This is a genomic window from Paenibacillus sp. FSL K6-1217, from assembly GCF_045040735.1.
In the GTDB taxonomy this organism is placed as follows: Bacteria; Bacillota; Bacilli; order Paenibacillales; family Paenibacillaceae; genus Paenibacillus_AQ.
Genome location: NZ_CP150271.1, coordinates 210181 through 223601, shown reverse-complemented (window position 1 = coordinate 223601; position 13421 = coordinate 210181). Strand labels below are relative to the sequence as shown.

Sequence of the window (13421 nt, the reverse complement as noted above, 5' to 3'; positions counted from 1 at the left end):
CATACCTCCCGTTATCCCGGGTGTTCAGCCGCCCGAGCTGTTATAATTACGAATGGCCTTGGACCAGATCCATCTCGTGATTCCCAGCAATAGGATGGGAGACAGAATGGCCCAGAGGAAGAAGCCCGGATGCAGCCGGTCCAGAACGAATAATGGTGAAAAGTTAGTAATCAATAGAACAGGAATCACAAATACCCCTATCCGCTGAATCCATTTGGAGTAAATCATTATGGGCATGTTATTCAGCTCGAACAGGCCGTTTGAGATGTCATTTACAGCCGCAATTTGAATAAACCAGAACGATAATAACTGCGGAATCAGGAACAAAGTGTAGGTCACGAACAGCCCCAGCACGAGGAATAAGATGAACCCGCCTATTGAAGCTGCATCAACTGGAAGCCCCACTCTTCTCCAGCCCACGACAATCATGATTACGCCGCCCAGCACATTCGGAATCGCCAGACCAAAATCCACATTCCGTAACGTCATCATAAATTGCAGGGAAATCGGCTTCGTTAACAAAATATCGAGTGACCCGGTTCTTACATGCTCAGGGATCTGCACGAAGTTGATGGCAAACAGTCCCCAATATAGCCCGGTCATCAAGGTGTAGGTGCCAATAAACAGCAATATCGCGTCAATGGGCACGCCATCCAGCGTTAAGCCGGCCTCATAGACAATAATCACATACAGGAATTTGGCGAACAGGTAAGAGGTCTCCACCAGCAGGCCCATCAGGAAATTCACTCTATACTCCATTTGGGACATCAGGGAATTTTTGATGAATAAGGTGTATATGAATCCGTACTTCCGGAGTGATCTGAGCATCGGGTTCACCTAACCCCCTACGGCAATATATTTCTTGATCGCCACTTTCCATATATAGCGTGTAAGCACCAGAAGGAGTCCAATCCATAACAGTTGAAGCTCTATCACATGCAGCGCTTGAAGCAGGGTCAGCTTGCCATTGATTACATTCACCGGCATGTAGATCGTATACTTGAACGGCAGGTAATCGAAGACAGCCAGCCATGTCGCCCCAAAAATATCAAGCGGGAAAATCCCGCCGCTAAAGATCTGAATCAATAACGCTGTCACATGAAAAAAGTAAGAGACATCGTTTAACCAGAAGGCAATCGCGCTGACCGAGAATGAAATCATGAAATTAAGCACAACCGCCAGCAGAAGTACGACCCCAAACACCAGCAGGCGCGATACGCTGATTGGCGCTTTGAAATAATAGACCATGAACAGCACCACGCCCAGCAGCATGATTAATGTAACGGCAAAAGAGAGCACCTTCCCGCCAAGGTAGACACATATTTTATAAGGAAAATAACCGATCGGCCGCACCAGATATTTGTTGAGCCCCCCGCTCTTGATATCATAGTTAATGTCATATTCCAGACCCGTAGCCACCAGCCGCGAGATCAGGGCAGCTACGATCGTGTAGACGATCATCTGGTGGTACGTATAGCCATATAAGTTCATATTGGAGGCATGGCTATAGACCGCCTTCCACAGGAAGAGCTGGATGAAGATAGGGAAAAAGAGACTGGCAAAACCCATAAAAAAGTTAAAGCGGTACTCCATGGAGTTCTGGATTCCCAGCGAGAAGCTGACGGCAAATTTATTGTTCATCCGCGCGGCTCCGGCTGTTCATACAAACGTGCAATGGCTTCTTCCAGGGGAATGTCCTCCAGATTCAGGTCAATGACGGGAAAGTGGTCCATGGCCATTCTGGAATACTCCTTAAACTTCGCACGCTCCACTTCGAGAATGACATCATAGCCGCTATATTCTTTAATAGAACCCATAACGGCCAGATCCTTCCGCTCGACGATGGCTGAGAAGGTCAGCTTCATCCGTTTCTTCTCATTCATGACCTCATTGATCTTGCGGATCTCCCCGTCATACACCAGCTTGCCTTGATTGATCACAATCGTGCGCTTACAGAGGTCTTCAATATCCTTCATATAGTGGCTCGTCAGCAGCAGGGTGGTGCGGAATTCATGATTGTACGCCTTTAGGAACTCGCGGATGTTCTTCTGTGACACCAGATCCAGGCCAATCGTCGGCTCATCCAAAAAAATAATCCTCGGCCGGTGCAGCAAAGCTGCGATCAGCTCCATCTTCATCCGCTCACCCAGGGACAGTCTTCGGACCTGTACATGCAGCAGATGTCTGACATCCATCAGAGTTACTAACTCGTCAAGTGTATCCTTGTATTTCTGATCGCTGATTTCATAAATACATTTGTTTAAATACAGGGAATCGCTTGCCGGCAGATCCAGCCACAGCTGGTTTTTTTGGCCCATGACGATGGAAAATTGCTTCTTGAACTCATTTTTCCGTTCCCAAGGCGTGTAGCCCAGTACCTCTGCACTGCCGCCTGTCGGATACAGGATACCGGAGAGCATTTTCAGAGTGGTGGTTTTGCCTGCTCCGTTCGGCCCCAGAAAGGCAACTATCTCGCCTTCGTTGATATCAAACGAGACCTTGTTCACGGCATCCTTGGTTAATTTCTCCCGGTGGAACAGATTCTTGACGGAGTTTCTGATTCCCGTTTCTTTTTTGTAGTAGTCAAAGGACTTGCTTAACTGATCCACATGAATGACCATACCGGCATCCCTACTTTGCAATGGTTATCAATCTTAGGAACGGGCCGTACCTCTTGATATGCTCCGGCTGCAGACAAAAGATATTCTGCGCCGTAAGCTCCGCAGCGTTATCCAGCTCCACAAGCTCCTCTGCGGCCAGTTGAAAGAGCTGATACTGAACCTGCTGCAAGAACCGGAATACATCGATTACCGAATTTCCGAACTGCAAAGCCAGAACCTCCGTCGCTTCCAGCATAAGCATGGGCTTCGCTTGGTGCTGCTGCAAATACTGTTCAAAGCCCTTTAAAGCTTTGAATTCGCCGCCTTCAATATCCATTTTGATCAGGTCAATATGACTCAGTTGATGCTGTTCAATATACGTATCCAAAGTCTGCACCCGGCAAGAGTAGGTTTCGTGCTGCAAGGCAGAGTCAATAATTAACGCAGCGTCCTCCGATCCGCTTTTTACAGGCAGATAGATTTCAGCTTCCCCATTGTAGTCAGACAGCGCTAGCTGATTGAGAACTACATTCTCCAGCTTGTTTAGTTGGATGTTTCTGGCCAGTTCCGAGAATGTGGGGGTTACCGGCTCGAAGCTGTGAACTCTTCCGCTCTGCCCCACCGCCTGTGCGAATAACGTGGTATACCATCCATAATTCGCCCCGATATCAAACACTTCAAAACCTTCACGGATCAGTATGGACAATATCCGGCTCTCTTCCTGCTCGACAACTCCATCCCGCATGAGGAATCCGAGACTGTTCACATGCCCGAGATCCCAATGAAACCGTCTCCCGTCCGTAAGCCTGATCCGGGTCTCCTCCTTATGAATCTCAATCTGCTCCACCTGCTCTTTCAGCGCCCGTCTAAGCAATTGGACAGCCTCAACCCTCTTCTCCCAAAACATCCGCTGGATTTGCTCATACCTGGTTTCGTAAGGCATCATCGTCCTCCTGTGGCATAGGAATGTAAATAAGCAAGCTCATCCTCCGCAAGCTGCTTCAGCTGCTTCACGGTAGCCGTTACCCCTCTGTCCAAGCTTATCGTCATCTTCATAAAGCTCACTTCCAGCTTCCTCCAGGCTGAGCCGAGGGGAGCAACATCCATGGTGCTGCAGGTGCCGAAATGCCTTAACCGCGATAGAGCGATCGTGCGGATGCAGCCGAACTGTTGTTTGAACACAGGGTCATCCATTAAATTCGCCGGCTCCCTACATGCTCCAACATCCATGATCCGTTCCGAAATCCGGGCAAAGGTGCGGGGGAGCAGCTCTTCATAGGGCTGTGTAGTTAAGTAAGGCCGGATAGCGTTCAGGTCAGGATTCAGGCTGAGGGGCGGGCTAATTTCCATAACCGGTTCGCTGAAGGTGCGCCAGGCCTGCTCCACGCAGGTTCTGTCTGCCAATAGGCTTTTTTTGAAATAAGGATCTGTAATTCTCAGGCTCTGATTCGTTACCGCTTCAGCAAGCACATAATGCAGCATATGGCTGCTCCCGTACAACTCCTTCATATAAGGCACATAATAGGCGTCCACCGGCAGCAAATACATTTTCCCGCTATCCAGCGAGTCTAAACGGCAAGACTTCGATTCAACCCCATAAGCGTGCCGGAGGAAGTGAAACAGTTCATTCACCGGCACCGCAGCGTCGAACCAGTCATAGCCTGCATAATAATTAATGGTGAAATTATACCTGTACAGCGGCTTCGGATCGGCATGATGAACAGACAGCCACAATGTAACCGCATTCAACAAACAATCATAAGGGCCCAGCGGAACCGCCCAATCCATCAGCTTGCGGCTCACAGCGGAATTCTTCGTTACAGAATCCATGCTTATTTTCCGTGAAGATACAGCAGAATGCACTTGGAGCATACCGGCATCAGGCCGCATTGCAGGGTTTCCCGGACCCTTTCGAAATTCTCGCCATCCCAGATGTCCTTGAGATCCTGGTCCGCCAGATTGCCCAAGGAGAACTCCGGGAATAATTTGCAGGCACTGACTTCCCCGTCCGCCAGCACATCCAGCCTGGTGCGGATCGACAAGCATTGCGTTTTGTTCTGGGCAGGCTTCTCTGAACCGAGTACAAAGTCCCGGACTTCATCCAGTTCAAGCGCAGGCTGATACCGTGTTCTTAAGTTCCAGGTTCGCTGGTTAATCCGCTCCATCTGCGCGAGCAGCGGATCAATTCTTTCAGGCGAAATTTTATATTTGAACGAATGCCAGCTATTGCGGTGCCCTTCCTCCAGATCATCCGCCAGCCACTTGAAATGTTCGTTGAAATAGCGGTCCATATTACTAGATACCTCATCCGGCAAATACCACGGGAAGGTAATATACACCGAGTCAATTCCTTTCTTCTCAAAAAACTCCACAAAATCATACAGCTTATCAATCATGACATCGCTAATCGTCAGATGGATGGAGATTTTCCCTTGGTAGAGGCCCTCTTTCTCCAGCTCCAGCAGCTTATCAATGCCCGCCATCACCTTCTTGAAGGTGCCCTTGCCCCGGATCGCATCATTCTCCTCTTCGAAGCCTTCCAGACTGATCAGACAGACCAGACTCTTGGACATCTTGAGAATGGAATCCAGCTTCTCTATAATTTGAATGCCGTTGGTGCATAACACTGTCCATCTGGGGTCCTGCTCCAGCAGATCGGCCAGTTCATTGAACCGGCTGTAGTACAGAGGCTCGCCTCCCCACAGGAACATATTGGCGTTCGTTTCTTTGGTTTGGCGGAACACCTTCTCAATTACAGCGAAATCCAGCTCTTCTCTCTGCTCGGCTCTGCCCAAATCGCGGTGATAGCCCTCAGCGTTCCATTCAAAGCAATGCTTGCAGCGCAGATTGCAGCCATTGGTTAATTTAAGCCCGACCTCGACCGGAAGATTCGTGGAATACGTGGGATTGAGATGTACCTGCTTGTGCGTGACCGACATATGTTTAATGGTTTTCTTCAGGCGTTCAAAGGAATCCCGGTCCAGCACTACGGATGTTTGCGGCTGTCTCATCAAAACACCTCCCATAATTGTGTACCTGTGATTTATAGCTTTGTAAGTTCCCGCTGAATGTCTCCAGCATCCCGGACGGACAGCCAAGCTTCCTCCACTTCTCATACCCTATGCCGAACCCAAGCTGCTCCCATAGCTGCGCGTTGTTCGTTTCATGTTCACCCAGCGGCTCCAGGAAAATAACCGGCGTGCAGGATTCCAGCGAATCCAGCAGGGTTCCTCCTCCCGGCTTGCTGATAATAGCCTTCGAGTTACAGATCAGCTGATAGAAGCTATGTTTCACCCCGGTATCCTCGTGAAAACTATGATGGATAACTTCACCGAACGGCGGCAGGGTATATTCATTCGCTTCGTTCTTCATCCAGGGCGACCAGCCCGGCTTCACCATATAGTAACGGTGGTTAGCTCCATACGCCTGATCATCTGCCAACTCATGAATGACAATGTTCAAATCCAGAGAGCGGTTCAGCTCCGCTGCCGTCTCCTTGTAGGTCCCCATTCCCCAGCCGCCGCCATGGATGACAAGCCGGTTGTCACGTTCCTTATAGTCCTTGGGGGCAGTATGACCCATAGAAATACTGTAATTCACCCGCTTGGCGGCCCCGTCAAAAAACCAGACATCATTCACCGTAAACAGATCATTTCGGATATTATGGAAATATAGCTTCCACGAAGGCGATATCACCGCATCCATATGGATCAGCTCCACATGGACATCGTTGCGGTAACTCTTCGCATACTCTTCGATAATGGGCATCCAAAACCCCGAGAAGACCATAAAAACCCTCCGGTTCTGTTCAGCCCACTTCCCTAAAAGACGGGTTACCAGCTGCGGGTCCAGATTAGGTGTGATATCCTTAATCATTCTGTGACCCAGCTTGGCTACTTCAAACCTCGTAGAGAAAACCTTCTTATTCTCGGTTAATTTCAGTCTGGTCTCAGGCGGATACAGGCTTTCCAGCACTTCCAGATCGGCCTCGTATAACCCGCTTAGCTCCTCACGTAACAGGACCGCGGGCGTATACACCCCCAAAGCGACAGATGAGCATAAAATGGTAATCATTTGTCAGCTCCCTCGTTCTACCCTAAAGACTGGTTAGTTATAAATCTTCATCGACAGAGACTTCAAGACATCCTTCACCCGGCGGATTAAAGTACGGGCTTCACTTACATCAGAGGTATAGGGAGCAGCTACGTACAGCTTTCCCTTCCGCCATTCAGACTCCGCCTGAGCGATTGCTGTATTGCCGGAGCCTAGAAGCGTGCTTGCACCCAGCGGTATAATTCCTTGCCTGTTCTCTTGCGTAAACAACAATCCGCTCGCTCTTAGTACCCCGAGAATCTGCTGCATGGTGACTTCCGTGGCGTAGCCTGCCTGAATAAATGTCAAAAAGCTGAACATGGAATACTGCTGTACATAGTGATTGAGGTGATGATTAATCAGCCCCATGGACTTCCTGGCATTAATCTCAACGATGGGCACTATCTCACCGCTTGCCAGCAGCATGGAATCTATACATACCTCTCCGTGATAGCCTGTCTCGAACAAGTCCCTGCAGGCTGCTTCCATGATGCTGAAATAATCCGTTTCCTGGAGACGCTCCACAAACCCGGAACCGGCAGGATAGGAGCCTGCATAGGAGAAGGCTTCGTTAACCATTCGTTGAACGGAGATACACTGCACTTCCCCCTGTTCTGATATGAAGAGTTGACAGGAGAAATCCTCCGTTTTATCCAGCAAGGGTTCGAGGATGAACTGTGTTCGTTTGCCTTTGTTCTCTTGCTCTTGCAGATAGGCTGCAATTCTCTTCAGCATTCGCTCGCCCGGAATTAACATATTGCCCCGTCCTGAGACGCCCAGCGGGTCCTTCACCAGCACTTGTCCGGTCTGCAGCAGCTCCGAGCCCAGGGTCAGCAGTTCCTCCGAGCTGTCAGCTATAGAGGAACTATTGCGAATGCCCAATCGTTGTCTTAGTTCATGAGAATAAATCTTTGAATTCACTGCTTTTACTGTATCTAAGGAGGGAAAATGATTACCGAAACTGAACCTGCGCACAAACTCATCGGCATCGGAAAGAATAGAATAGGGAGAGATCAGAGCTTCTACAGGGAGTAACTGCTGATAGTAGCCAGCATCAGCCATTAGAAGATCAAACACATGCAGACTGTGGTCCTCCGCATGATCGGGGTTTCTGCAATGAATATTGGTGAAGGTATAGCCGAGCTGCGATAGATAGCTTCTAAGATGCTCGTCCATGGGCTGCCGGGTGAACAGAATGTCCTGCTCCTTGCATAACGGAAACAACAATTCATCCATGCCCATCGTCACAGCTTGGCTGCTGCTCATAGAAGGAAGCATAGATCGATTCGGACTCCGCCACCACGCTTCGGAATCGAAGGTGCCCAGATATACGGTTGACTCCATCCAGGAAGCCCCCTTAAGAAGCGGTCTGTGTGGCTGTGATGAACCCCATGAAATCCCCGATCGACTGGAAATCCTCATAGGCAAAATGATCAAAATCAAATTCAATTTCAAATTCGTCTTCGATCCGGAGAATGAAATTAATCATTTGCAGGGAATCCAGACCTACCTCATTCACAATATCGGTGGCTTCAGTGGCAGTGAGCAACAGCTCTGGATTGTTCTTAATTTCACTCAAGATCCGCACAATGGTATCCTGCATATCACCGTTCTCCTCGCATCATGAATTTTAATTAAACAGATTGCTTACTAGTTATGATACAGCCTCAGGGTTCCGGCTTCTAACGCACATTTTTATGAAATGTATAGGATTTTTATTGGAATTGATTAGAGCAGAGAGCAGAGAGATTACTGTTTGGAGTAAGATCCGCATGTGAGCTTGGGTGGGAGCTTGGGTGGACGCTCCGCGAACGGACCGATGTTCCAATCGCTGTGGTCTCCAGATTTTTTTCATTCCCCTGAGCGGAGAAAATCCGGAGACCAAGGCGAACGCTATCGCTTTTCCACATTCGTTCCGTTCTCTCCGCTGTTTAAGCGGGGGAACGAACTACAGGCTTTAAGCCAAACAAAAACAGGTCCCTGCGGCATAAATGCCAAGCAAGAACCTGTATTGTAAAATATGATGCGGTCAAGAGGACTCGAACCTCCACGATATTGCTATCACTGGCACCTGAAGCCAGCGCGTCTGCCAATTCCGCCATGACCGCATATTATGTATTGCAGTGATTCAATCACCGTAATTAAGAATATACGCTCTTTGGAGCGGAAATGCAAGCATTAATTTCAAGCCAATACCTTGAGCACATCTGCGATCTTCCGCTGATGCGACAGGACACCGTAATTCATCCAGGCCATGAAATCCACCTCGTAGACGCAGCGGTTGCGCACAGCAGGCAGGCTTCTCCAGAGCGGAGTATCGAGCAGCTCCCGGCTCTCGCCTTCCTGAAGATCAAACGTAATGAACAAATGATCTGCGGTCAACCCTGACAGCTCGTCATCGGTCAGATTGACGCGCTTCTGTCCCCGGGTAAGACGCTGGACGGCGGGATGCCGCTCCAGCCCCAGATCCTCATGCAGAACATGGGCGGAATATCCCAGACGCTCACTGCCATACAGGGCAACGCCATGGGCAGAAATCCGCAGCAGGGCCGCCGTCTGTCCCCGGACGCTGCGGCTGAGCTGACGCTTTGCCTGCCGGGCCTGCTGCTCATAGTCGCTGATGACCTCCTGCACACGGCCGGTTCTGCCGAAGACTGCTGCCGCCGAGCGCAGTGTGGCCCTCCAGTCTTCCTGATGGAACGGGAGCCGGAACAACGGAGCCACCTGGCGGCACTCTCCCAGCTGCCAGCGCTGGAAGCCGTCATCCAGCATGATCAGGTCGGGCCTGTACCGGGCGAGCCCCTGCCAGTCTCCGCCCGAAATATCAAACGCCGGAACCTGATCGAGACCCAGGTACTCCTGCTTGCCCCACTGGGCATGGCAATACTGCACCACTGGCATAACCCCCAAGGCCACCAGGTAATCCTCCAGAAATGGCGCAAACACGCGCACACCTTCCTGATGAAGACTCCTGTATTGACCCGGAGTAACCCCAACCGTTGCCTTGAACCGCCGGTTAAAATAGTATTCGTTACTGTACCCGGCAGCCAGTGCAACCTCATGCAGCCGGTCCCGGGTCAGCAGCAGTTGCTGCTGCGCCTGCTCAATCCGCAGACTGTTCAAGTGCTCCAGGGGAATCCGCCCGGTAATTTCTTTGAAGATCTGCGTATAACGCGCGCGGGCAATCCCGGCAATCTCTGCCAGCTGGTCAACGGATAAGGCCTCACTGAAATGCTCCTCCATATAGCGGATCGAACGCTCCACCGCCTCATGGTCATTCTTGGTCTTCATTGCCGGGGAATTCGCCCGTATTATCAGCAGCAACAGCTCCTGAAAACGGGTCTGAGCCGCAAACCACTCCATATCCTCCGGACGCCGGCAGCTATAATAGATGGAATCCAGCAGCAGGGCACACTGTGAATAGGGCCTGCAGTTGAGAAGTCCCGGTACGAGCAGGCTATCTCCAGACAGCTTGTCCACTCTCCCGGGATTGCTGAGTCCTCTACGGATGACTTCAAAGGAAATCTGGTAAAAGCTTATCCCCTGCTCTCCGGCCTGGATTCTGTATACTGATCCGGCTTCAATCAGAAATCCCGTACCTTCCTCCAAGGGATAACGCCAATGATCTGCCTTGAGCCAGCCCGCTCCTGCCGACACTATAATCAACACATGCTCCTGATATACAGCGACTGGTTCATTTCCCCCGGGGGACCGGGTAACCTCTTCTATGTTAACCAGGCTGTAGAGCAGCGTTCTTCCGGTGCTTGCCTGCCAATGCTCCGCCATTCTACCCCTCCTGATTAAGAACCGCTATCATTTCACCATGACCTTCAACAGGTCATCGAGCTTCATCATATTGGCCGTGATGGCACCGGACTGCCAGTGGGAGCGTTCCATTCTATAGATGTTTCCGTTCTTCACCGCAGGCAGGTTCTTCCACAGAGGGCCATCGAGAATTTGAATCGCCTCTTGATTAGCCGCAGTATCCCAACCCCCGTTGTCAGGGAATACAATGATATGATCCGCATCGAGCTCCGGGATCACTTCTTCCGAGATAATCGACTGGAATTCCGTCATCTCAGCGGCCATAGGAACAGGTGTCAGCCCGAATTGATTATAGAGCACACCGGTAAAGCGGTTTTTGACTCCAAAAAGAGCAACGGTTTTGTCTGCCACATTAAGCCGGATCACAGCCACCTTCTCCTGTCCCAGGGCCTGCTGCAACGCAGCTTTGCCATCTGCCACCTTCTGGTCATATTCGGCCAGCACAGCCTTCCCCTTCTCAGGAATACCCAGCGCGTCTGCGACCGCTGTCAGGATGAGCCTTGAATCCTGCAATACGCTCTCCGGCAGGCGGTAGGTTGGGGCTATCTGGGAATACTGCTCATACTTAGCGGCATCTACACCGCCATCAGCAATAATCAGATCCGGGTTCTTGTCGAGCAGCGCTTCTATGCTGCCGCTGATATCAAATTCAGGCACATCCAGATCCAGATAATCCTGCTTGCCCCAGCTTGGATGGTACCACTGCACCACCGGAGTAACGCCCAGTGCCTTCAAATAGTCTTCCAGATAGATCCCTGCCACCCGCTGGGGGTTCACCGGAATTTCGACCTCTCCGAATTCCCCGGCAATCGTACGGGTTGCCGCTGCGGAGGATGGCTTGTTCCCAGTCTCCGCTGGAGCTGTACTGGCTGCTGCTGTCTGCTCCGCTTTATTCCCTGTCTGCACGGCCTTGCCGTCCGCAGCCTGATTATTATTTCCGCAAGCCGCTATAGCAGACATTGCCACTATAAGAACGACTGTCCCAATACATTTCCTACCCCAGCTTATCATTTCCGCTTCACTCCTGTGTCTAATTTCATTGATTATCATTCTCAATTAGTTAAACACATCGTAGCATGTTCTGACCAGCTTTCAATGCACTTTCTCTGCAAAAATCTTATACAAACTATACAAACTTATAGATAGGCCCCGCCAAGCTGACGGGGCCATTGTTCACAACCGGTCTCCCACATATCTGTCGCGTCCAGCCCCCATACCGGCCAGCAGCAACAGCACGCATGCTGCCGCAAGCAGCGCCAGCGGAGCATTCCAGCCGCCCGAAGCATCATGCAGCAGGCCGAACAGTGCGGGTCCCGCTGCCGCCAGCAGATATCCGGCTGACTGGGCCATGCCTGACAGCTCGCTTGCTTCCTGCACGGTCCGGGTGCGCAGGCTGAAGAACATCATCGCCAGGCCAAAAGCAAAACCGCCGCCTATTCCAATGCAGATGGCCCATATCACCATTAATTCTGTGCGGCCCAGCCAAACCCCAAGGATACCAATGATGAACAGAACGAAGGTAATGACTACTAGCAGGCGTTGATTCTTCATCCGTCCGGCCCAGAGCGGTACGAAGAACGTGAACGGAAGCTGGGCCAGCTGCATCAGCGAGAGAATCCACCCCGCATGGCCTGGTGTCATCCCCCGCTCCCCGAGAATAACTGAGAACCAGGAGATCAGGACATAGTAGAGCAAAGACTGGAGCCCCATGAACAGCGTAACCTGCCAGGCAAGTGGGGAGCGCCAGACCTGTACGGCCGAAGCGCGAACAGCGCCAGCACCGGTCTGCCCGAGGCTCTTCATCTGCGGAATCCAGCAGAGGGTTGCCAGGGCTGCGATCACAAACCAGAGCGCCAGTGTTCCTCTCCACCCAAGCCCGGCACGGGTCGCCAAGGGAACACTCACCCCGGAAGCTGCCGCAGCGCATATATTCATAGAAACGGTATACACGCCCGTCAAGAGGCCGATGCGGTGCTGGAACTTCCCCTTGATCAGTCCCGGGAGCAGCACATTGCAGACGGCAATCGACAGGCCGATCATGGCCGTACCCGCAAAGAAGGTGATTGTCCCGGAAGCCGAACGGACCAGAATCCCCAGCGACAGCGTCAACATGGCCAGCATCAGGATATTGGGAAGTCCCAGCTTGCGGGCAAGCTGTGGAGCGAAGGGAGACAGCAGCGCAAAGGCTAATAAAGGCAAGGTCGTGATGGCTCCGGCCAGGGTATTGGACAAGCCGAGGTCATCACGGATCATCTCCAGCAGGGGGCCGACGGATGTGAACGGGGCGCGCAGCGCGGCTGCGACACAAATAATGCCGATGATGAGCATCCACCGCTTTCCGGTATTTGAATCATGGGCGGGCAGGCTTGTCCCCGCTATGTTGTTTTTACGGCTGAATTTCATGATGATCCTCCAGGTCGCAGCAAAACACCCGCCAAGTCCAGGCTTGTCAGGGCAGTAAGCTGTGATATGTATTACACCGGATTTGCAGGCAGACTGGATACTGCTGGTCCAAGGTGCATGTGTCAATTATAGCCCTTTGCGGCGGAGGCTGCACAACTATAAGTTCCTCCACAGGGTTGACACCCCTCCTGATGCTGACCATAACAGGTCAAACCGCCGGTCTTCAGGACCAGCGGCCGCACACATGAAATCACAGTTACATTAGACCCACAGAGATTTAGAGATGATGACGAGCAGGATGAACAGAACCAGAATCGCTCCTGTGGAAGTGAAAGCTCCGCCGTATCCCCCAACATTTTCGCTCATGTTAACTCCTCCTTTATCCTTGTATTCTGTTAAAATATGTATAAAAACTCGTCCCGGTATGGGTTAAGCGGCAATGAATACCTTGTTTATATTCAATTTTATATTTCTTACCGTTGACAAAACGTGTAACCCACT

General features: G+C 51.2%; 13 protein-coding genes and 1 tRNA gene. All 14 read right to left on the bottom strand.

Annotated elements, in window-relative coordinates; translation table 11 throughout:
* Positions 1–24 precede the first annotated feature (24 nt).
* Positions 25–828 (bottom strand): ABC transporter permease, encoded by an 804-nt coding sequence (locus MHH28_RS00910; RefSeq protein ID WP_405110527.1) that lies wholly within the window; start codon positions 826–828, stop codon positions 25–27.
* A gap of 9 nt (positions 829–837) precedes the next feature.
* A complete protein-coding gene (locus MHH28_RS00905; protein ID WP_405110524.1) occupies positions 838–1641 on the bottom strand; it encodes an ABC transporter permease in 804 nt (267 codons plus the stop codon).
* A complete protein-coding gene (locus MHH28_RS00900; RefSeq protein ID WP_405110521.1) occupies positions 1638–2621 on the bottom strand; it encodes an ATP-binding cassette domain-containing protein in 984 nt (327 codons plus the stop codon). Before MHH28_RS00900 ends, MHH28_RS00905 begins: the two co-directional genes overlap by 4 nt.
* A 10-nt stretch (positions 2622–2631) precedes the next feature.
* Complete coding sequence (locus MHH28_RS00895; protein WP_405110518.1) at positions 2632–3546, bottom strand: FkbM family methyltransferase; 915 nt, start codon at positions 3544–3546, stop codon at positions 2632–2634.
* A complete protein-coding gene (locus MHH28_RS00890) occupies positions 3543–4430 on the bottom strand; it encodes a hypothetical protein (RefSeq protein ID WP_405110516.1) in 888 nt (295 codons plus the stop codon). The genes MHH28_RS00895 and MHH28_RS00890 overlap by 4 nt, the downstream gene beginning before the upstream one ends.
* A gap of 2 nt (positions 4431–4432) precedes the next feature.
* Positions 4433–5611, bottom strand: a complete 1179-nt coding sequence (locus MHH28_RS00885; protein ID WP_405110513.1) for a radical SAM protein — start codon at positions 5609–5611, stop codon at positions 4433–4435.
* Positions 5565–6674: a hypothetical protein gene (locus tag MHH28_RS00880; RefSeq protein WP_405110510.1), complete on the bottom strand. Its 1110-nt coding sequence runs from the start codon at positions 6672–6674 to the stop codon at positions 5565–5567. Before MHH28_RS00880 ends, MHH28_RS00885 begins: the two co-directional genes overlap by 47 nt.
* A gap of 33 nt (positions 6675–6707) precedes the next feature.
* Complete coding sequence (locus MHH28_RS00875) at positions 6708–8036, bottom strand: hypothetical protein (RefSeq protein WP_405110507.1); 1329 nt, start codon at positions 8034–8036, stop codon at positions 6708–6710.
* A 13-nt stretch (positions 8037–8049) separates the two neighbouring features.
* Positions 8050–8295 carry an acyl carrier protein gene (locus MHH28_RS00870; RefSeq protein ID WP_076078321.1) on the bottom strand — a complete coding sequence of 82 codons (246 nt, stop codon included), beginning with the start codon at positions 8293–8295 and terminating at the stop codon, positions 8050–8052.
* 421 nt (positions 8296–8716) lie between these two features.
* A tRNA-Leu gene (locus tag MHH28_RS00865) sits at positions 8717–8800 on the bottom strand.
* A gap of 76 nt (positions 8801–8876) precedes the next feature.
* A complete protein-coding gene (locus MHH28_RS00860) occupies positions 8877–10478 on the bottom strand; it encodes a helix-turn-helix domain-containing protein (protein ID WP_405110503.1) in 1602 nt (533 codons plus the stop codon).
* A gap of 27 nt (positions 10479–10505) precedes the next feature.
* Entirely contained in the window at positions 10506–11477 is a 972-nt protein-coding gene (locus MHH28_RS00855; RefSeq protein WP_405110500.1) for an ABC transporter substrate-binding protein, read from the bottom strand.
* A gap of 213 nt (positions 11478–11690) precedes the next feature.
* Entirely contained in the window at positions 11691–12845 is a 1155-nt protein-coding gene (locus MHH28_RS00850) for a CynX/NimT family MFS transporter (protein WP_405116770.1), read from the bottom strand.
* Between the two features lie 336 nt (positions 12846–13181).
* Positions 13182–13286: a YjcZ family sporulation protein gene (locus MHH28_RS00845; RefSeq protein WP_405110496.1), complete on the bottom strand. Its 105-nt coding sequence runs from the start codon at positions 13284–13286 to the stop codon at positions 13182–13184.
* Positions 13287–13421 lie beyond the last annotated feature (135 nt).

Excerpts from the sequence above, each read along its gene's own strand:
- MHH28_RS00880 (WP_405110510.1), bottom strand. The coding sequence starts at position 6,674 with ATGATTACCATTTTATGCTCATCTGTCGCTTTGGGGGTGTATACGCCC.
- MHH28_RS00900 (WP_405110521.1), bottom strand. The coding sequence starts at position 2,621 with ATGGTCATTCATGTGGATCAGTTAAGCAAGTCCTTTGACTACTACAAA.
- MHH28_RS00890 (WP_405110516.1), bottom strand. The coding sequence starts at position 4,430 with ATGGATTCTGTAACGAAGAATTCCGCTGTGAGCCGCAAGCTGATGGAT.
- MHH28_RS00885 (WP_405110513.1), bottom strand. The coding sequence starts at position 5,611 with ATGAGACAGCCGCAAACATCCGTAGTGCTGGACCGGGATTCCTTTGAA.
- MHH28_RS00910 (WP_405110527.1), bottom strand. The coding sequence starts at position 828 with ATGCTCAGATCACTCCGGAAGTACGGATTCATATACACCTTATTCATC.
- MHH28_RS00905 (WP_405110524.1), bottom strand. The coding sequence starts at position 1,641 with ATGAACAATAAATTTGCCGTCAGCTTCTCGCTGGGAATCCAGAACTCC.
- MHH28_RS00845 (WP_405110496.1), bottom strand. The coding sequence starts at position 13,286 with ATGAGCGAAAATGTTGGGGGATACGGCGGAGCTTTCACTTCCACAGGA.
- MHH28_RS00860 (WP_405110503.1), bottom strand. The coding sequence starts at position 10,478 with ATGGCGGAGCATTGGCAGGCAAGCACCGGAAGAACGCTGCTCTACAGC.
- MHH28_RS00850 (WP_405116770.1), bottom strand. The coding sequence starts at position 12,845 with ATGCTCATCATCGGCATTATTTGTGTCGCAGCCGCGCTGCGCGCCCCG.
- MHH28_RS00855 (WP_405110500.1), bottom strand. The coding sequence starts at position 11,477 with ATGTCTGCTATAGCGGCTTGCGGAAATAATAATCAGGCTGCGGACGGC.
- MHH28_RS00875 (WP_405110507.1), bottom strand. The coding sequence starts at position 8,036 with ATGGAGTCAACCGTATATCTGGGCACCTTCGATTCCGAAGCGTGGTGG.
- MHH28_RS00895 (WP_405110518.1), bottom strand. The coding sequence starts at position 3,546 with ATGATGCCTTACGAAACCAGGTATGAGCAAATCCAGCGGATGTTTTGG.
- MHH28_RS00870 (WP_076078321.1), bottom strand. The coding sequence starts at position 8,295 with ATGCAGGATACCATTGTGCGGATCTTGAGTGAAATTAAGAACAATCCA.